The sequence below is a fragment of the Synechococcus sp. CCAP 1479/10 genome (genome assembly GCF_019038515.1).
GTDB lineage: Bacteria > Cyanobacteriota > Cyanobacteriia > PCC-6307 > Cyanobiaceae > Cyanobium.
The window spans coordinates 132196-149900 of sequence record NZ_JAFKRJ010000026.1; the positions used below are offsets into that span (position 1 = coordinate 132196).

The 17705-nt window shown below is 71.1% G+C and carries 21 protein-coding genes and 1 tRNA gene; 8 read left to right on the top strand and 14 right to left on the bottom strand.

Annotated elements, in window-relative coordinates; translation table 11 throughout:
• Positions 1 to 14: 14 nt before the first annotated feature.
• The 4 genes from KUG39_RS08890 to upp form a co-directional block, all read right to left on the bottom strand.
• Positions 15 to 239: a ribbon-helix-helix domain-containing protein gene (locus KUG39_RS08890; RefSeq protein ID WP_094584540.1), complete on the bottom strand. Its 225-nt coding sequence runs from the start codon at positions 237 to 239 to the stop codon at positions 15 to 17.
• A 216-nt stretch (positions 240 to 455) separates the two neighbouring features.
• A complete protein-coding gene (gene ilvD, locus KUG39_RS08895) occupies positions 456 to 2132 on the bottom strand; it encodes a dihydroxy-acid dehydratase (protein WP_094584541.1) in 1677 nt (558 codons plus the stop codon).
• Between the two features lie 48 nt (positions 2133 to 2180).
• Positions 2181 to 2468, bottom strand: a complete 288-nt coding sequence (locus tag KUG39_RS08900) for a hypothetical protein (protein WP_094584542.1) — start codon at positions 2466 to 2468, stop codon at positions 2181 to 2183.
• A 42-nt stretch (positions 2469 to 2510) separates the two neighbouring features.
• Positions 2511 to 3176, bottom strand: a complete 666-nt coding sequence (upp, locus tag KUG39_RS08905) for a uracil phosphoribosyltransferase (RefSeq protein WP_094584543.1) — start codon at positions 3174 to 3176, stop codon at positions 2511 to 2513.
• Positions 3177 to 3223: 47 nt separating this feature from the next.
• Between upp and KUG39_RS08910 the strand changes: the two genes are divergently transcribed.
• Positions 3224 to 3796 carry a pentapeptide repeat-containing protein gene (locus KUG39_RS08910; RefSeq protein ID WP_286190922.1) on the top strand — a complete coding sequence of 191 codons (573 nt, stop codon included), beginning with the start codon at positions 3224 to 3226 and terminating at the stop codon, positions 3794 to 3796.
• Positions 3797 to 3848: 52 nt separating this feature from the next.
• Positions 3849 to 4946, top strand: a complete 1098-nt coding sequence (cobW, locus tag KUG39_RS08915; RefSeq protein WP_216914569.1) for a cobalamin biosynthesis protein CobW — start codon at positions 3849 to 3851, stop codon at positions 4944 to 4946.
• 47 nt (positions 4947 to 4993) lie between these two features.
• Here cobW and KUG39_RS08920 read toward each other — a convergent pair whose 3' ends face one another.
• Entirely contained in the window at positions 4994 to 5356 is a 363-nt protein-coding gene (locus tag KUG39_RS08920) for a hypothetical protein (protein WP_233133816.1), read from the bottom strand.
• A gap of 93 nt (positions 5357 to 5449) precedes the next feature.
• Here KUG39_RS08920 and purS point away from each other — a divergent pair, with 93 nt between their 5' ends.
• Positions 5450 to 5707: a phosphoribosylformylglycinamidine synthase subunit PurS gene (gene purS / locus KUG39_RS08925; protein ID WP_094584545.1), complete on the top strand. Its 258-nt coding sequence runs from the start codon at positions 5450 to 5452 to the stop codon at positions 5705 to 5707.
• Between the two features lie 11 nt (positions 5708 to 5718).
• Positions 5719 to 6372 carry a phosphoribosylformylglycinamidine synthase subunit PurQ gene (gene purQ / locus KUG39_RS08930; protein WP_216914571.1) on the top strand — a complete coding sequence of 218 codons (654 nt, stop codon included), beginning with the start codon at positions 5719 to 5721 and terminating at the stop codon, positions 6370 to 6372.
• Positions 6373 to 6376: 4 nt separating this feature from the next.
• Here the strand turns inward: purQ and KUG39_RS08935 are convergent, their stop codons facing one another.
• On the bottom strand, positions 6377 to 6976 hold the full coding sequence (locus KUG39_RS08935) for a peroxiredoxin (RefSeq protein ID WP_216914573.1): 600 nt from the start codon (positions 6974 to 6976) through the stop codon (positions 6377 to 6379).
• A gap of 47 nt (positions 6977 to 7023) precedes the next feature.
• On the opposite strand from KUG39_RS08935, the gene KUG39_RS08940 reads away from it, so the two are divergent.
• The gene (locus KUG39_RS08940) at positions 7024 to 7380 is read left to right on the top strand and encodes a hypothetical protein (RefSeq protein WP_190609392.1); all 357 of its coding nucleotides are present in this window, start codon (positions 7024 to 7026) and stop codon (positions 7378 to 7380) included.
• A gap of 97 nt (positions 7381 to 7477) precedes the next feature.
• On the opposite strand, the gene KUG39_RS08945 is transcribed toward KUG39_RS08940, so the two are convergent.
• The 6 genes from KUG39_RS08945 to psb32 all read right to left on the bottom strand — a co-directional run bounded on the left by KUG39_RS08945 (position 7478) and on the right by psb32 (position 11787).
• A tRNA-Met gene (locus tag KUG39_RS08945) sits at positions 7478 to 7551 on the bottom strand.
• 45 nt (positions 7552 to 7596) lie between these two features.
• Complete coding sequence (locus KUG39_RS08950) at positions 7597 to 8604, bottom strand: LysM peptidoglycan-binding domain-containing M23 family metallopeptidase (protein ID WP_286193062.1); 1008 nt, start codon at positions 8602 to 8604, stop codon at positions 7597 to 7599.
• A 154-nt stretch (positions 8605 to 8758) separates the two neighbouring features.
• The gene (locus tag KUG39_RS08955; protein ID WP_094584550.1) at positions 8759 to 9250 is read right to left on the bottom strand and encodes a tRNA (cytidine(34)-2'-O)-methyltransferase; all 492 of its coding nucleotides are present in this window, start codon (positions 9248 to 9250) and stop codon (positions 8759 to 8761) included.
• Positions 9251 to 9262: 12 nt separating this feature from the next.
• Positions 9263 to 9844 (bottom strand): bifunctional adenosylcobinamide kinase/adenosylcobinamide-phosphate guanylyltransferase, encoded by a 582-nt coding sequence (locus KUG39_RS08960; RefSeq protein WP_216914577.1) that lies wholly within the window; start codon positions 9842 to 9844, stop codon positions 9263 to 9265.
• Complete coding sequence (pxcA, locus tag KUG39_RS08965) at positions 9831 to 10976, bottom strand: proton extrusion protein PcxA (protein ID WP_094584551.1); 1146 nt, start codon at positions 10974 to 10976, stop codon at positions 9831 to 9833. The genes KUG39_RS08960 and pxcA overlap by 14 nt, the downstream gene beginning before the upstream one ends.
• A gap of 22 nt (positions 10977 to 10998) precedes the next feature.
• A complete protein-coding gene (gene psb32, locus KUG39_RS08970; RefSeq protein WP_216914579.1) occupies positions 10999 to 11787 on the bottom strand; it encodes a photosystem II repair protein Psb32 in 789 nt (262 codons plus the stop codon).
• 37 nt (positions 11788 to 11824) lie between these two features.
• On the opposite strand from psb32, the gene KUG39_RS08975 reads away from it, so the two are divergent.
• Complete coding sequence (locus KUG39_RS08975) at positions 11825 to 12502, top strand: cofactor assembly of complex C subunit B (protein WP_216914581.1); 678 nt, start codon at positions 11825 to 11827, stop codon at positions 12500 to 12502.
• Here the strand turns inward: KUG39_RS08975 and lptC are convergent.
• Both lptC and KUG39_RS08985 read right to left on the bottom strand, forming a co-directional pair.
• Entirely contained in the window at positions 12420 to 13553 is a 1134-nt protein-coding gene (gene lptC, locus KUG39_RS08980; protein WP_158219496.1) for an LPS export ABC transporter periplasmic protein LptC, read from the bottom strand. The genes KUG39_RS08975 and lptC overlap by 83 nt on opposite strands.
• Entirely contained in the window at positions 13550 to 15100 is a 1551-nt protein-coding gene (locus KUG39_RS08985; protein ID WP_216914583.1) for a methionine--tRNA ligase, read from the bottom strand. Before KUG39_RS08985 ends, lptC begins: the two co-directional genes overlap by 4 nt.
• Positions 15101 to 15249: 149 nt before the next feature.
• Here KUG39_RS08985 and KUG39_RS08990 point away from each other — a divergent pair, with 149 nt between their 5' ends.
• The gene (locus tag KUG39_RS08990; protein ID WP_216914585.1) at positions 15250 to 17112 is read left to right on the top strand and encodes an FAD-dependent oxidoreductase; all 1863 of its coding nucleotides are present in this window, start codon (positions 15250 to 15252) and stop codon (positions 17110 to 17112) included.
• On the top strand, positions 17109 to 17699 hold the full coding sequence (locus KUG39_RS08995; protein ID WP_216914587.1) for a hypothetical protein: 591 nt from the start codon (positions 17109 to 17111) through the stop codon (positions 17697 to 17699). The genes KUG39_RS08990 and KUG39_RS08995 overlap by 4 nt, the downstream gene beginning before the upstream one ends.
• Positions 17700 to 17705: the final 6 nt, after the last annotated feature.

Sequence of the window (17705 nt, forward strand, 5' to 3'; positions counted from 1 at the left end):
GACTCCCGCAGCGTTCAGGCCCGGCGTCGGAACCCATCCGCCGACTCCATGCGGCCCGGGTTGTGCTCGCCTGCCTGCCCGCCCTGCAGGGCCGACTCCAGCAGGTAGGCGGCCAGGTTGGAGAGGGAGCGCCCCTGGACGTTGCTGCGCTCCACCAGGGCCTGGTAGGCGTTGTAGGGGACGGTGATCGTGACGCGCACCGGCCGCAGGAAGGGACCGGGTTCGGAGTGGCTTCGCATGGGTCCAGGGGGTGACTTCCTATGCTCTAGGCCCGATTTTGTGATCGGTGGCCAGATGCTTCATGAAGCGCCGGAGCCCCTCCGTGGACCAGATGCCAGTGCTGGCCGGCGATTCACCCTGCTGCGGTCAGCAGCAGGGGGCCTGCGCCGTCAGTGCAGGCCTGCATCGCCCTGCGCAAACTGCACGTTTCTGAAATCGGGCTGAAGGCCCGCGCTTCAGTCCGGGTACAGGTCGGTGACGGCCCCCAGGCTGCTGCTGCTCACCAGCCGGGCGTACTTGCCGAGCACCCCGGTGCGGTAGCGGGGGGCGGGCTTCGTCCAGGCGCTGCGGCGCCGGGCCAGCTCCTCCTCGGCCACGTTGAGCTGGATCAGCCGCTGCTTCGCATCCACCGTGATGCTGTCGCCCTCCTGCACCAGGGCGATGGTGCCGCCCACGGCGGCTTCCGGGGCCACGTGGCCCACCACCATGCCGTAGGTGCCGCCGGAGAAGCGGCCGTCGGTGATCAGGGCCACCGAATCCCCCAGACCCTCACCGATGATCGCGGCGGTGGGGGCGAGCATCTCGCGCATGCCGGGGCCGCCCACCGGACCCTCGTACCGGATCACCACCACATCGCCGGCGCTGATGCGCTTGGCGAGGATGGCGGCCAGGGCGTCCTCCTCACTCTCGAACACCCGGGCCGGGCCGGTCATCACCGGGTTCTTGACGCCACTGATCTTGGCCACGCTGCCCTCCTCGGCCAGGTTGCCCCGCAGGATCGCCAGGTGGCCCTGGGCGTAGAGGGGGTTCGAAAGGGGCCGGATCACGTCCTGACCGGCCGGAGGTTCGGAGGGCACGTCGGCGAGCACCTCCTTAAGGGTGCGCCCCTCGATCGTGCGGCAGTCGCCGTGCAGCAGGCCGCCGTCGAGCAGCAGCTTCATCACCTGGGGGATGCCGCCGGCCCGGTGCAGGTCCACGGTCACGTAGCGGCCGCTGGGCTTGAGGTCGCAGATCACGGGCACCTTCTGGCGGATCGTCTCGAAGTCGTCGATCGTCAGCGGCACGCCCGCGGTGCGGGCGATCGCCAGCAGGTGCAGCACCGAGTTGGTGGAGCCGCCCACCGCCATGATCACGGCGATGGCGTTCTCGAAGGCTTCCCGGGTGAGCAGGTCCCGGGGGCGGATGCCGGCCGCGATCGCCTGCACCAGCACCTCGGCCGAGCGAGCGGCACTCTCGGCCTTCTCCGGGTCCTCCGCCGCCATCGTGGAGCTGTAGGGCAGGCTCAGACCGAAGGCCTCGAAGGCCGAACTCATCGTGTTGGCGGTGAACATGCCGCCGCAGCTGCCGGCGCCGGGGCAGGCGTTCTTCTCGATCGCCAGCAGCTCCGCCTCGTCGATCCGGCCGCCGGAAAGCTGCCCCACCGCCTCGAAGGCACTCACCACGGTGAGGTCACAGGGACCCAGTTTGCCCGGCTTGATCGTGCCCCCGTAGACGAAGATCGCCGGGATGTTCATGCGGGCCATGGCGAGCATGGCGCCGGGCATGTTCTTGTCGCAGCCGCCGATGGCCAGCAGGCCATCCATGCTCTGGGCGTTGCAGGCGGTTTCGATCGAATCGGCGATCACCTCCCGCGACACCAGGGAGTACTTCATCCCCTCGGTCCCCATCGAGATGCCGTCGCTGACGGTGATGGTGCCGAACATCTGGGGCATGGCTCCGGCCCCATGGGCGGCCTGCTCGGCCCGCCGGGCCAGGTCGTTGAGGCCGATGTTGCAGGGGGTGATCGTGCTGTAGCCGTTGGCGATGCCGATGATCGGCTTGCCGAAGTCCCCGTCGCCGAAACCGACGGCCCGCAGCATGGCCCGGTTGGGGGAGCGTTGGAGGCCCTTGGTGATGGCGTCGGAGCGCAGCATGGCCGGGGAGGAACGGGTCTGCAGCAACTTACCGAGGGGCCTGCGCCCTCAGGCCTGGGGCTGCAGCTGCTCGAGCTGGCGCCGCACCTCGTCGATCGCCTGGTTGAGTTTCTGGACGCGGTCGTGCAGCTGGTCGCTGCTCACCGGCGGCTCCTCGAAGGCTTCGCTGAGGCGGGAGACGCGCAGCATCCGCAGCTGGCGCTGGGCGAGCCGGTGCCGATCAGCCCGGCGCAGCAGCCAGACCGCCAGCCCGGCGGCGCCCATCACCGCCCCGGCGGCCCCGGCCAGCAGAACCAGACTGCCGCTGGCGGACGATTGCTGCCGGGAATCAGCCATGAACCTGCAAAGGAAGGGGCATCGGGACCTGAGGGGCCCAGCCTAGGCAGTGGCGGCGGCGATTCCATACAGCCGCTCGCTCACCTCGCCGAAACCCGGGACGACGCGGTGGCGGCTGTCCACCTCGGGGTCGATGCCGGCGCAGTAGATGGTGAGCTGGCTGTGGTGTTCGCCGACAACCTTCAGCCCGGGGCTCGCGGCCAGGGTGGTGATCACCCGCAGCCGCTGGCCCTCCACCCCCAGGCCCGCCAGACGGTCGAGCAGGGCCAGCAGGATCGATCCGCTGGCGAGGACGGGCAGGAACACCAGCACGCCGCTGCGGGGATCGATGGTGGCCGGCAGGTCGTCGAGGAACCAGTGGGGCTTGTGATCCGGCCCGCAGGGCTCGATGCCCACATGGGCCAGCTGGGCCGACGGCAGCACGGACTGGGCCCCCTGCCAGAGCCCCAGGCCCCCCCGCAGCACCGGGATCACCAGCAGGGGCACCTCCGGATCGACCACCTGGCCGTCGCAGTGGCCCAGGGGCGTGGTGATCGACACCGGCCGATGGGGCAGCCAGTCGCGCAGGGCCTCATAGGTGAGCCAGCGGCCCAGCTCCGCCATGGCGGTGGCGAACAGGGGCGAGGGGGTGGCCCCGTCGCGCAGCAGGGTGAGCCAGTGGCCGATCAGGGGATGGGGGGGGACCACCACCCGCAGGGACATGCTCATGACGGGCTGCGTCTGCCTAGCTTGATCCGGCAGCGTACCGGTGTGGCATGGTCCCCAGCTCCCTTCCCTCCCCCGTGATCGTCCGGCGCTCCAGGGCCCCGCTGGCCGACCTGCTGGGGTCCGTCCTGGGGGGCGTGCTGGGGACGGTGCTGGGCCTGCTGCTCGTCTGGACCGTGCTGCCGGTGGCCCCGGCCCAGGCGATCACCGCCCCCGAGCTGCGCGCCCAGCGCTCCTTCCAGGACCTCGACCCCGACCTGCGGGGCCGCAACCTGCAGCAGCAGGAGTTCCTCAAGGCCTCGATGGAGGGCTTCGATCTGCGCGACGCCGACCTGCGCGGGGCCGTGTTCAACTCCACCGACCTGCGCCAGGCCGACCTGCGCGGCGCCGACCTGGAGGACGTGGTGGCCTTCGCCACCCGCTTCGACGGGGCCGACCTGCGGGGCGCCCAGTTCCGCAACGCCATGCTGATGCAGAGCCGCTTCCGGGATGCCCGCATCGACGGGGCGGACTTCAGCGACGCGGTTCTCGATCTGCCGGAGCAGAAGGCCCTCTGTGCCCGTGCCGCCGGCAGCCATCCCCTCACCGGCGTCGACACGCGGGAGAGCCTGGGCTGCCGCTGACCCCAGTCGGTGGCGCCTCCCCTAGGTTTCGGTTCCCCCTGCCCGAGCCCCGATGACCGCCACCAGCACCCGACGGCTGCCGGTCACGGTGGTGACCGGATTTCTGGGGGCCGGCAAGACCACCCTGCTGCGCCACCTGCTCCTGGAGAGCGGACTGCGGCTGGCCGTCCTGGTCAACGAGTTCGGTGAGGTGGGCATCGACGGCGATCTGATCGCCTCCTGCGGCTTCTGCCCCGAGGACGAGCTGGACGACCGGCTGGTGGAGCTGGCCAATGGCTGTCTCTGCTGCACCGTCCAGGATGAGTTCCTGCCCACGATGCAGCGGCTGCTGGAGCGGGCCGACCGGCTCGACGGCATCGTGGTGGAAACCAGCGGCCTGGCCCTGCCCGAGCCCCTGGTGGCCGCCTTCGGCTGGCCGGAGATCCGCAGCCGCACCAGGGTGCACGGGGTGGTCACGGTGGTGGATGGCGAGGCGATGGCCGCCGGCCATGTGGTGGGGGACGCCGAGGCGGTGGAGGCCCAGCGCCGGGCCGACCCCAGCCTCGATCACATCAGCGCCATCGAGGACCTGTTCGCCGACCAGCTCGGTGCGGCCGACCTGGTGCTGGTGAGCCGGGCCGACCGGCTGGAGCCGGAGGCCCTGGCCCGGGTGAGCGAGGCGCTGCGCGCCGACCTGCGCCCCGGCACCGTGGTGCTGCCGATGGCCCGGGGCCGTCTTGATCCCTCCCTGGTGCTGGATGGTCCCGGCCGTGATCACGACCACGACCATGACCATGACGACCACGATCACCACCACGACGACCACGATCACGATCACGACCACCACGACCATGCCCACGTGGCGATGGAGTCGATTGTCCTGCGACGGGCCGGCCAATGGGGGCGAGCCGCCCTGGAGGCCCAGCTGCAGCAACTGCTGATCGACCATCCCGTCGTGCGGCTCAAGGGGCGGCTGCGTCAGGACGGCAAGCGCCTGCCGCTGCAGATCCAGGGGGTCGGCCGTCGGCTGGACTGCTGGTATGAGGAGCGGGAGGGGATGGCCCCTGCCGCCGCCCCCGCCGAGGGCGATGGCCCCGACGGCCTGGAGCTGGTGGTGCTGGCCACCGCCGGCGCCGCCGGCCCCCTGCGCGACGCCCTCGATCGCCTTTGAGGCCCAAGACGCGGCACCCTGGGGCGGCCACTGGCACGGGCCCCGCGTCAGTCGAGGGGGATGTCGCCCCGGGCGCAGATCCCATCCCAGCAGAGATCGGTGTTCTCCACCCAGCGGCTGTTCACCGGCTGCCAGCTGCCGGAGGGTTTGAGCATCGTCACCCGGCCCCGACCGTCATGGCGGAACTCGATCCTCTGGCCCCCCACCAGCAGGAACCAGTGGAGGCCGAGCTCCTCGACCTGCATCTGGCACTCCTGCCAGGGACCATCGGCAACGCGGCACTGCAGCGACACCAGCCCCGGCAGGGAGTGGGCCTGCAGGGCCGTGCAGGCCAGGGCCAGGCCCGCCAGCCAGGCCAGCAATCCGGGCCCCAGCGGATCCAGCAGAAACCGTCGCAGGGAGGGCACCACGACCAGCGGTGCGGAGCATCAACTCCAGGCTGGTGCTGCGCCGGGGGGGTGGTGGGGCGTGCTGCCAAGATTTAACAAACGTCCGTGCCCCCGGTGCCGCTCTTCAACGCCCGCGTTCAGGTTTCCCTGCGCCCCTCCGTGCTGGACCCCGCCGGGGAGGCCACCCGGGCCGCCGCCGCCCGGCTCGGGGTGGAGGGCGTGAAGCGCCTGCGGATCGGCAAGGCGATCGAGCTGGACCTGGAGGCGCCGGACCGGGCCACCGCCCAGGCCCGGCTTGAGCTGCTCAGCGACCGCCTGCTCGCCAATCCGGTGATCGAGGACTGGTCGCTGGATCTGGCCGAAGCGGGTTGAGGGGCGGACCGATGACCGTCGGCATCGTTGTGTTTCCCGGCTCCAACTGCGACCGGGACGTGGCCTGGGCCCTGGAGGGCTGCCTGGGCATCCCCGTTCGTTTCCTCTGGCATGAGGAGCGCGACCTGTCCGGCCTCGAGGCCGTCGTGCTGCCGGGGGGCTTCAGCTACGGCGACTACCTGCGCTGCGGCGCCATCGCCCGCTTTGCCCCCGCGCTGGAGGAGGTGCGCAGCTTCGCCGAGCGCGGCGGGCCCGTGCTCGGCATCTGCAACGGCTTCCAGGTGCTCACGGAGATGGGCCTGCTACCCGGAGCCCTCACCCGCAACCGGGATCTGCACTTCCTCTGCCAGAGCAGCCCCCTGGAGGTGCGGCCCGGGGCCTGCCGGTGGCTGGGCGCCTACGGCGCCGGCGAGCGCATCAGCCTGCCGATCGCCCACGGGGAAGGGCGCTATCAGGTGGAGCCTGAGCAGCTGGAGCGCCTCGAGGATCAGGGCTGTGTGGTGCTGCGCTACCTCGCCAATCCGAACGGATCACGGGGCGACGTGGCCGGCCTGAGCAACCCCGCCGGCAATGTGCTCGGCCTGATGCCCCATCCGGAGCGGGCCTGTGATCCGGTCACCGGCGGCCTCGACGGCCGGCGCCTGCTGCAATCGCTGCTGGGCTGAGCTCTCAGTCCAGGGCTGCGAAGTAGTCGCGACTGCCACGGGGATCGGTGGCCAGGGTGCGGGCCCCGGGCGTCCAGTCGGCGGGACAGACCTGGCCCGGCTGGTTCCGCACGTGCTGGAACGCCTGCAGCACCCGCAGGGTTTCGTCCACACTGCGGCCGACGGCCACATCGTTGACGGTGCTGTGGCGGATCACCCCATCGGGGTCGATCAGGAACAGTCCCCGCAGGGCCGTGCCGGCCTCCTCGTCCAGCACGTGGTAGGCCCTGGCGATCTCCTTGTTGAGATCCGACACCAGGGGGTAGGCCACATCCCCGAGCCCCCCGCTCTTTCGTTCGGTCTGTACCCAGGCCAGATGGCTATAGGGGCTGTCGACGGACACGGCCAGGATGGCGGCGCCGAGGCGGGCGAATTCCCCGTGGCGATCACTGAAGGCCGTGATCTCCGTGGGACAGACGAAGGTGAAATTGAGGGGATAGAAGAACAGCACCACATCCCTGCCGCGATAGTCGCGCAGCGACACCTCTCTGAACTCCTGATCCACCACGGCGGTGGCGCGAAAGTCAGGGGCTTTGAGGCCCACGAGCCTGCCGCTGCTGGTCATGGTGGGCCTGGCCCTACGATGCTGTCCAAAGTAGCGATGCCTCTGCCATGGGTTGGGATCCAACCGTTCTGCGGAAATACAACACCACCGGCCACTTCCGGCTCATCAATCAGCTGCGCTCCGAACTCAAGGGCAATCCCCTGATCCGCCCCAAGGATGGGGAAACCGTGGGCGCCGCCAACCGCAGCAAGAGCCTCACCCGTGCGCTCCAGAACCGTTCCCAGTCCGGGGGTTACGGCCGCAGCCGCCGGTCGGTCCAGAGCTCCCAGCCCGTCGTCGTCACCGCCGCGCCTGCCCTGCCCGTGATCGCTCCGCTGCCGGCCCGGGTCGAGAGTGTGGAAAGCCAGGAGGCGGCCAATGCCCGCAGCTTCCGTGAACGGCTCAACGCCATCGAGATGCGCTGAATCTGAAGCGTCGCGAGGGCGTCAACGTTGCTGTAACCAGGGGAGAATGTCTCCACCCTGGTTACAAGGATTGAGGGACGAATGACCCAGGGAAAAGTGGCTCGGGGGAGACTTGAACTCCCGACCTTGGGGTTATGAATCCCACGCTCTAACCAGCTGAGCTACCGAGCCAATCCATCTGACTTTAGACGATGGCCTGCTCGGCCCCCGGCCGGGTCAGGCCCGGGGGGGGAGCATCTGCAGGGGGTTGACCGCGCCGCGGCCGGGGGGGTGGATCTCGAAGTGCAGGTGGGGACCGGTGCTGCGGCCGGTGCTGCCCATCTGGCTGATCACCTGACCCTGGGTCACCGTCTCGCCCCTGGCCACCAGCAGGCGGCTGTTGTGGGCGTAGAGGCTGCGGCTGCCGTCGGGATGGGCGATCTCCACCAGGAAGCCGTAGCCGCCGTCATGCCAGCCGGCGAAGACGACCTGGCCCTCCCTGGCGGCCATGATCGGGGTGCCGACGTTGTTGGCCACATCGATGCCCTTGTGCATCCGGCCCCAGCGCCAGCCGAACCCGGAGGTGAACACCCCGCGGGTGGGCCAGATCCAGCTGGTGGAGGGGGCCGTGGTGCCACCCTCGAAGGGGGGCTGGGGGTCGCCGAACTCGGGGAGCTCGGGCCAGCTGATGCCGCCGCTCACGGAGGGCTTCAGGCCCAGCAGCATGCGGGAACGGCCCGGTGCCGACTGGGCCAGTCGCACCTGGCTGCCCACCACCAGGCGGGCGGTTTCCAGGCCCGGATTGAGGCGCACCAGCTCGGCCACGCTCAGGCCGTAGCGCTGGGCCAGCTTCAGCACCGTGTCGCCGAAGCGGACGACGCCATCCCGTTCGACGGGCGGAGGGGTGGAGACAGGGGGGCTCTGGCGCTGGGCAGAGGCGTCAAGGGAGGCGATGCGGCCGATGCGCTCCTTGCCCCGGGACGGCACCACGAGCCAGTCGCCGTTGCCGAAGCGGTGGTCTTCATCGACGTCATTGAGGCGGGCCAGGCGGCTCTCATCGAGGTCGAGGGCGGTGGAGAGCTCCTCGATGGACACCGGACGGCGCACCTTGACCCAGACCCGGTCGGTGGCGGAAGGCAGGGAGGCCAGCAGGGTCTCGGTGGACACCGTGCTGGGGGAATCGTCAGCGATAACGGCCACGAGCGGCACGACGGCCGGTGTGGAGAGCAGAAAGGGAAGAATCAAGCGGAAAGGCTTCATGCATTTCACATCCAGCGGACAAAACCCAGCAGAGAAGCCAACATCTGCGGGTCCGGCAGAGAGTAGCGCTATGAACCACAGGCGGCAAGGTTCCTCAGGCACAACTCGGTCGGGACATCGGGACCGTCCCCCTTGGGTCTCAGGAGTCGCTGCCTGCGGCCGGCCCGATCTGGCGCAGGGCCTCGAACAGCACGATGCCAACGGACACCGAGAGATTCAGGCTGCGGACGCCCCCCTGGCCGTCCCGGGCCCGGCAGGCCATCGGGATGGTGAGCCGCGCCTCGGCCGACGCCTGCAGGTCGTTCGGTAATCCGTCCGTCTCCCGTCCGAACAGCAGCCAGTCGTCGGGATGGAAGCGGAAATCGGTGTAGGACGCCTCCGCCTGGCTGCTGAGGGCCACCAGACGGCCACCCCGCCGCCGTCGCTCCGCCTGGAAGCGCTCCAGGTCGCCGTGGCGGTGCAGCGACACCCAGGGCCAGTAATCCAGGCCGGCCCGGCGCAGATGGCGGTCGCTGATCGTGAAGCCCAGGGGCTCGATCAGATGCAGTTCGCAGCCGGTGGCGGCGCAGGTGCGGGCCACGTTGCCGGTGTTCGGCGGGATCTGGGGCTGGTAGAGAACGACGCGGGGCATCCGGGGCGGTCCTCAGGAGCCGGGAGGCACGGGCTGGCTCAGGGCCAGCAGGTCGATGGCACGCCCCTGCAGGACGAGCCAGGCCGCCTCGCTGTGGGCCTGGAGGGTCTGCTGCATCGCCCCGAGCCGGTCGCGGAAGCGGGATCCGGCCGCCGTGGCCGGCACCACCCCCCAGCCGGTCTCCTCGCAGACCAGTACCAGGGGCGCCGGGCAGGCGCCGATGGCCCCGAGCAGCTCGTCGCAGCGGAGTCGCCAGTCCGGCGCCTCCAGCTCCAGGTGGGCGGCCACCCAGGTTCCGAGCGAATCCACCAGCCCCAGCTGCCCGACCTGCAGACGTTCCAGCTCGGCGGCCAGCTCACCGCCCACCTCGCGGCAGCCCCATTCAGGGGGACGCCGGAGGCGGTGGCGCCGCAGCCGCTCCTGCCAGGCGTCGTCGTCGGGCAGGGAGGGCCCGGTGGCCAGGTAGATCACCCTCAGGCCGCTGGCGCCGGCCAGATGCTCGGCCCAGCGGCTCTTGCCGCCCCGCGAAGGTCCACTGACCAGCGTGAGGCGCGGATGGCGCTGGACCCCGGCCGGGGGCTCAGCCGCCACCATTCATGTTGCGCAGGGTGGCCACCGAGGACGGCGAGACGCGGTTGAGGTAACGGAAGATCCAGTACTTGAAAATCGTGGCCAGGACCACCGGGAAGGTGGCGATGAAGAGCATCACGAAATTCTCCTGGGCCGGCAATCCCAGATGGTGGGCGACACCATCGAGCAGCACCGTCCAGCCCTCCGGACTGTGGAATCCCACGAAGATGTCCGTGAACAGGATGATGGCGAAGGCCTTGGCGCTGTCGCTCAGGCCATACACCATTTCGTCGATGAAGCCCCGCAGCACCTGGATGTCGCGCCGTCCGGCGATGGCCACCGCCACGAAGCCGATGAAACCGCAGACATCGGCCAGGACGTTCTTGATGGCATGGGTGCTCTCCTGGTCGGCCTCCTCCTTGAGCTCCTGGGCCCGCTTGGCCAGCTCCGTCTGGAGGTCCTCGCGGCTGGGCAGGGCCTTGCCCGCCAGCAGGGCGTCGAATTCGATCTCCGCCTGGTACACCCGCAGCTTCTCGACGGCCCGCTCCTCCAGGTGGGGTTTCGGGTAGGCGAGGAAGGCGTTGTCGGGGGCGAAGCGATCCACCAGGGGCGACACCACGTAGGTGCGGCTCACCTGCTGCACCAGCACCGGCACCAGCACCAGCAGCAGCAGGATCCGCAGCGACACCAGGGTGGAATCGCGGCGGCGGCGGAAGCCCGCCACCACGCTGGCCTCTGCCTCCGGGTCGAGCTGGCGGCGCACCTGGTCGACCACGCTCACCAGGCTGCGGGGCAGCATCTCCGGGGTGCGGCTCAGGGCCGGCAGCTCCTCCCGGGCCACGGCATAGCGGGCGGTGACCGTGTCGATCAGCTGGTACTGGCGCAGTTCCTGGCCGGAGAGCTCCTGCCGGTACGGGGCCAGCACGCCCCTGGACTGGCGGCAGACCTGCAGGGCCGCCCGGAAGCGGCGCAGCACCTGGGACTGCATCGCCCGCGGGATGCTCAGCTCCAGTTCGGGACGCACCGGCCGGTCGTTGTAGTGCTCCATCTCGATGCTCTGGATGAGCAGGGCGGCTTCATAGCCGCGTTCAAGATCGGAACTCAGGTCGAGGGAGCGGGCCCGCCCGAAGGTACCCATCCAGTTCGTCAGTCCCATGGGGAGGCGGGTAGCGGGGGGATCAGCGGGAGAAGACCCACCAGGTGAGCATCGGCACCACGGTGCCCACCACCAGCAGGACGATCACCCAGGTGAAGGCATTGCTGCTGGAGGTCTCCTCCCGGGTGGGGATGTTGCTGACGACGGCGGCCGTCTCCTCGATGACAGGTTCGCCGGAATCTTCCCCGCCCTGGAGAACGGTGGCAAGGCGTTGCAGGGCGTCGACGGCCGACTGGCGGTAGCGGTCGCCGCTGCGCAGCGGCTGGGCCATCGTGGTGGCCGCGGTGCTCTTCAGCAGCTCGCTGGGCAGCTGGCGGTCGAGGGGGGGCTGGGCCGCAATCGTCGTGGCCCGGGTCTGGGTATCGATCAGCAGCAGCAGCAAGGGATCGGGACTGCTGCCGGCCGGGGGATCGGCCGTCCAGCGCTCCAGCAGCTGTCCGGCGAGGGTGTTGAGGTCAAGGCCGTAGTCGAGCCGGGTGAGGGTGATCAGGCGGGCATCGACCCGTTCGGCGCCGAAGGCCTGCAACTGGCGCTCGATCTCGGCCTTGCCCGCCCGGCTGAGCACGTCGGCGCCGTCGAGCACGTGCTCGGCCGGTGGACGGGCGGGCAGATCCGACGCCGACAGGGCCCGGGCGGCTGCGACCGGAGCCGCCAGCACCAGGCCGATGGCCAGCACCAGGGAGAGCAGGGAGCGAAGCAGCCCGGAGCGGCGGGTGGGGCCGGGGTGGACTGCCGCCACCGAAGGCGTCACTGAAGCCAAGGCCATCGTGCAAGACGCCACCAGTCTGCCGTTGCGGCTCCGTTCCGGCATCCTGAAGGCAGCTTCGGAGCCGGACGCCACGATGACGATGTCCGCCCCCGCCCGCGTCGTCCTGGCCTGCGGCGCCACGGGCCTGGCCCTGGTGGTGCTCAATCAGATGACCGCCCCCAGCCTGGAGCCGCCCCTGGAGCGGGCCTCGGTGCTGGCCAGCATCCTGGCGGTGCTGCTGCTGCTGGTGGCCCTGCTCTGGCAGCGGGTGGAGCCCGTGGCACCGGAGCGGGTGCCGCTGGAGGGCCCCGAAGGGCTGCGTCTGGTGCCGGATCTGGAGGCTTCCCTGGCCGAGGAGCTGGGCTGGGGCAGCACGATGCTGCTGACGGCGACGCCGGCGGCGGTGGTGCTGCTCCACTGGCGCGGGCACACCCTGCTGGAGCGGGGCGTGATGGGCAGCGGCGACTTCCTGCCCGGGGCGATCTGCGCCCGCAGCATGGCCAGCGGCAAGGCCATTTCCCTGGTGGACCTGAAGCTCTACCCCGGTAGGGACGAGTTCAGCAGCCTGCCCTCGGGCCTGCCGGCGGTGGTGGTCCAGCCCCTCGGCACCGAGGGGGTGCTGGTGCTGGGCGGCTGGTCGCCCCGCTGCTTCAGCCGCAGCGATCTGGTGTGGGTCGAGGGCTGGGCCCGCAGGCTCACAGGCGAATTGGCTCGGGTTTCGGGCGCGGCGCCACCGGCCGCGGAGGTGTCGTCGACGGCGGCACCTGGAACTGGCTGAACACCCGGCCTCCCGGGTTGGTCACCACCACGGTCCCCTTGTTGCCCAGCTGGCCCCGCAGCACGCTGCCGCGGGTGAGCTGGCGGCTGGCGGGCCGCTGCAGCAGCACCGAGCCATCGGCGGTGACCGCCTGGGTCTGCCAGTTCCAGGAGCAGCTCTGAGCTTCGAGGCTGGCACCGTCCTGCTGGAGGAAGCAGCCCGAGGGGATCCGCACCAGATGCTGGCCGGCGTCCACCTGCAGGGCCTTGCCCCGGGCGCTGGCGCCGCCGGCCACCGCCGGGTCGCTGAACAGAACCGGCGGTCCGAGGTTGAACAGCTGGGTCTGGGTGTTGCCGACCAGGGAGGTGGCGGTGAGGGTCTGGAGCGGGCGGGTGGAGGCCGAGCCCGGCGGCCGCCGTTCCCCCAGCACCGGCCCACGGGCGGTGAGGGCACCGCTGCCCGGTTGCCAGAGCACCGAGGTCACGGTCACCAGGATCTGGGGGTCGCCGACGGGGTTGGCCCGGAAGGGATCGAACGCCTGGGCCCAGCGCTGCAGCTGGGGCTTGCCCTGCAGCTCCAGGGTGTCCTTATCGAGGCGGAAGGTGGCCCGCTCGGCGGAGAGCCGGGTATGGGGGTCGAACCCTTCCGGATGGCGGTCGATCTCCATCAGGTTGCGGGAGGGAAGCCAGCGCACCCGGGAGCCCTGGATCATCACCGGCTCCTTCCCGAGCCGCTGCAGCCGGATCCGCCCCTCCAGCAGGATCACGGCCCCGTCGTTGATCACGGTGCCGGTGGAGGCCTCCACCCGGTAGGCCGGCTTGCCGTCGCTGTAGATCACGCCGCGGGGCTGGAGGGCCCGGGCCACCCGGCGACGCAGGTCGTAGCGGGCCTCGGGGCTGGTGAGTTCCCAGTTGGGGCGTCCGAACACGTCCTGCTGGCGCAGATCCAGGGAACGGAACACGAAGGGGGTGGGCGCCGTCTCGCGGGCGACGTCGCCGCGGCCGCAGCCGGCGAGCAGCAGCACCAGCAGGGCCGACAGGCGCCAGGGTCGCGCGGGGAGGGAAAGCGTCAAAGGGGGGAATCCAGTTCCAGTCGGTGCATCACCGGCGTCGGTTCGGGCAGGGCCAGACCACTGGCCAGCTTCCCCCAGTGTCGGGCCGCCGTCCAGCCGTTGTCGGCCAGCAGCACCGGCTGGGCCAGCTGCCCGAGCATGCGCCCGGAGAGATCCGGCAGCAGCGGGGCCAGCAGCACGGCCACCCAGCGGCTCGTCTCCAGCACGGCATAAAGGTCTTCGGCCACACCGTCGCGGCCCTCCTCGGCCTTGATCGCCTTCCAGGGGGCGCGATCGTTCAGGAAGCCGTTGGCCGCCTCGGCCAGCTCCAGGATCGCGGCGGCCGCCGTGCGGAAATCCAGTGCCTCGAGGGCCCCGTCGACGGTCTGGGCGCAGGCCAGGCAGCGCACGGCCAGGGGATGGTCGGCGCTGGCGGCGGCTCCGGCCGGTGGCACGCCACCGTCGAACCAGCGGCGCGCCATCGAGGAGGTGCGGTTGAGCAGGTTGCCGATCGTGTTGGCCAGGTCGTTGTTGACCAGATCGCTGAAGCGCTGCTGCTGGAAATCGCCGTCATCGCCGAAGGGGATGTCCCGCAGCAGGTACCAGCGCACCTCATCGCTGCCGCAGCGCTCGAGCAGGACGTCGGGATCGAGCACGTTGCCCAGGGACTTGCCCATCTTCTGGCCCTCCCGGGTGAGGAAGCCGTGGCCGAAGACCTTCTCCGGCAGGGGCAGCCCGGCCGACAGAAGCATCGCCGGCCAGTAGACGGCATGGAAACGCAGGATGTCCTTGCCGATCACGTGCAGCTGGGCGGGCCAGCCCCGCTCCGCCAGCAGGCTCAGGTCGGCGGGATCGTCCGGCTCCAGCAGGGCCGAGAGGTAGCCCAGCAGGGCGTCGAACCACACATAGAAGGTATGGCCGTCATAGCCGGGCACGGGAATGCCCCAGGGCAGGTCGAGGCGGGAGATGGAGAAGTCCCGCAGGCCACCGGCGACGAAGTTCTCCACCTCCCGGCGCCGGGAGCGCGGCGCGATGAAGCCGTCACTGGCCACCAGCTGCTCGATCGGCTCCTGGTAGCGGGAGAGGCGGAAGAAGAGGTTGAGCTCGTCGCGCCACTCCAGGGGGCGCAGGTGGATCGGGCAGTGGGGCTCGGTGGCTGCCGGCGATTCCTCCTTGAACTCCTCGCAGGCGACGCAGTACCAACCCTGCTGGCGCCCTTCCACCACATCGCCGCTGGCCTCGACCCGGGCGAAGAACTGCTCCACGACCGCCCGGTGGCGCGGGTCAGTGGTGCGGATGAAGCGGTCGTTGCTGATGCCCCAGCGGCGCCACAGGTCGCGGTACTCGCCGCTGATGGCGTCGCAGTGGGCCTGGGGGGTGAGGCCGGCCGCTTCGGCCGAGCGCTGGATCTTCAGACCGTGCTCGTCGCAGCCGGTGATGAAGGTGACCCGCTCCCCCTGCAGCCGCCGGAAGCGGGCAATGCTGTCGCAGGCGAGGGTGGTGTAGGTGCTGCCCAGGTGGGCGCGGTCGTTGACGTAATAGAGGGGGGTGGTGAGGGTATAGGTCATCGGCAGGCGACGTCGGCCGGGTCCGCCGGCGGCAGGTGGGTGTCCCGTGACGGCCCCCGTGACGCCCTAGGGCCCAGGCCCGGGGCCCGGATCCTACCCATGGCCTTGGGATGGGATGCTGGCCCCCTGACCCCGGCCCCTTCTCCCCGATGCGCACGGGCTTCGATCGCAGGGCTGAGGTGCTCGTGTGGGGCGGCGGCAGCGGTGGTGTCGCCGCGGCGCTGCAGGCCTCCCGCTCCGGCGCCGACACCCTGCTGCTCACCCCCGGGCCGTGGCTGGGCGGCATGGTGAGCGCGGCCGGGGTGTGCGCGCCTGACGGCAACGAGCTGAGCCCCTGGCAGAGCGGCCTGTGGGGGGCCCTGCTGCGCGCCCTGCAGTGGATCGAGCCGGAGGGGCTGGATCAGAACTGGGTGAGCTGCTTCGGCTACCGCCCCGCCAGCGCCGAGCGGATCCTGCGCCGCTGGGTGGCGGCCGAGGAACGGCTGGAGTGGTGGTCCGGCGTGCGGCTGGAGGCGGTGGAGCGCGACGGCGACCGCATCGGCGCCGTGACCGTGGAGTACAGGGGCGTCCAGCGGCGCCTGCTGCCGACGGTGGTGATCGATGGCAGCGACCGGGGCGAGCTCTATCCCCTGGCCGGCGCCCCCTTCCGCTTCGGCTGGGAGGCCAGGGAGCTCTGGCAGGAACCCAGCGCCCCCACGGCCGAGCGCCTCGGGAACGACCCCTTCTTCCAGCGGCAGCCGGTGCAGTCGCCCACCTGGGTGTGCCTGGGCCAGCTGGACGAGAGGGGGGGACCGGTGGCCCCCGATAGGGAGGCCTGGCGCCGCAGCCCCCCTCCCCTGCCGGAGCCCTTCGCGGCGGCCACCGAGTCCTTCGGCCTGGAGCGCACCCTCACCTACGGCCGCCTGCCCGGGGGCCTGGTGATGCTGAACTGGCCCCTGCACGGCAACGACTGGCACCACGGCCTGGAGCGGGCTTTTCCGGAATGCTTCGCCGGAGGTGCCGCCACCGACGTCGCTGCGGTCGAAGGGGAGCTGCTCGCAGCGATGCGCGACCACAGCGAGGCCTTCGCCGCCGCCCTGCGCCAGGCCAGCGGCGGCTGGCTGGGCCCCGCAGCGGTGTTTCCGACGCCCGAGGAGGCCAGCGCCGGCCGGCTCAGCGGCGCCGGATCCCTGGCCCTGATGCCCTACTGGCGGGAGGGCCGCCGGCTGGTGGCCCGGGAGCTGGTGCTGGAGCAACACCTGCTGCCCCAGGGGGAGGGGGCCTGCATCGCCCCCCTCAGCCGCGCCGCCGATGGGGCCTTGACCTGCATCGCCGTGGGCAACTACGCCAATGACCACCACTACCCTGGCGGCGACTGGCCCCTGGCCCCCAAGAGCTGCCGCTGGGGCGGCCGCTGGAGCGGCACCCCGTTCACCATCCCCTACGGCGCCCTGGTGAGTGAGGGGGTGACCAACCTGCTGGCGGCCGACAAGGGTTTCGGGGTCAGCCACATGGCCAACGGCGCCACCCGGCTCCAGCCCCTGGTGCTCAACATCGGCCAGGCCGCCGGTCTGGCGGCGGCCCTGTGTGTGCTCGATGGAGTGGAGCCGGCCGCCCTGCCGGTGCGGCGTCTGCAGGAGGCCCTGATCGGCGATCCGCTGGCTCCGGCCGGTGTGGTGCCGCTGTGGGACACCCCCTGGCACCACCCCCGCTGGCGCGAGCGGCAGCTGGAGGCGCTGGAGGCCCCGGAGCGTCTGGATCGCCACGGCCAACTCGAGGCGGCGGAACTGGCGGCACTGTCGGGCTGGACGCCGCCGCCGGAGCCCGGCGAGCGCCTCTGGCGCGGGGAGCTGGTGCCCGATGGCAAGGGCGGCTACGTGCTCCACGGCGAGGCGGGGGCCTGGCCGGTGATCACCCTGGAGCCGGCCCTGCACCACTGGCTCCTTAGCCTCGATCGCCCCACCCCTGCAGCCCTGATCGGCTGCGCCAACCCCTGGGGCCCCTGGCTGCGGGTGTCGCGCGCCGTGCCGTGAAGGCACTGCTCAGCGCGGCGGCCATCGCCCTCACCTTCGCGGCCTTCCTCCCCTACATCCGCTCCATTCGGGACGGCCGCACCCGCCCCCATGTGTTCTCCTGGCTGATCTGGGGGGTCACCACCCTGCTGGTGTTCCTGGCCACCTGGGCCGCCGGCGGCGGGGTCGGGGCCTGGCCCACCGCTGTGTCGGCCCTGATCACCTTCTCCATCGCCTGGCTGGCCTTCACCCATGGCGCCGATCGGGCGATCACGACAAGCGATGGGCTGTTTCTGGCCGGCGCCGCCTCGGCCCTGCCCTTCTGGTTCCTCACCGCCGATCCGCTCGGGGCCGTGATGGTGCTCACCCTGGTGGATCTGCTGGGCTTCGGCCCCACCCTGCGGCGCGCCTGGAGCCACCCGGAGCAGGAACGGATCGGCTTTTTCAGCCTGTTCGTGCTGCGCAACCTGCTGGTGCTCCTGTCCCTGGAGCGGCTGACGCTGACCACGGCCCTGTTCCCGGCGGCGGTGGGCCTGGCCTGCGTGGGGGTGGTGGTGCTGCTGCTCTGGCGGCGACGCCGCCTGCAGCGCCTGGGCCAGCCGGCCTGAGTTCGG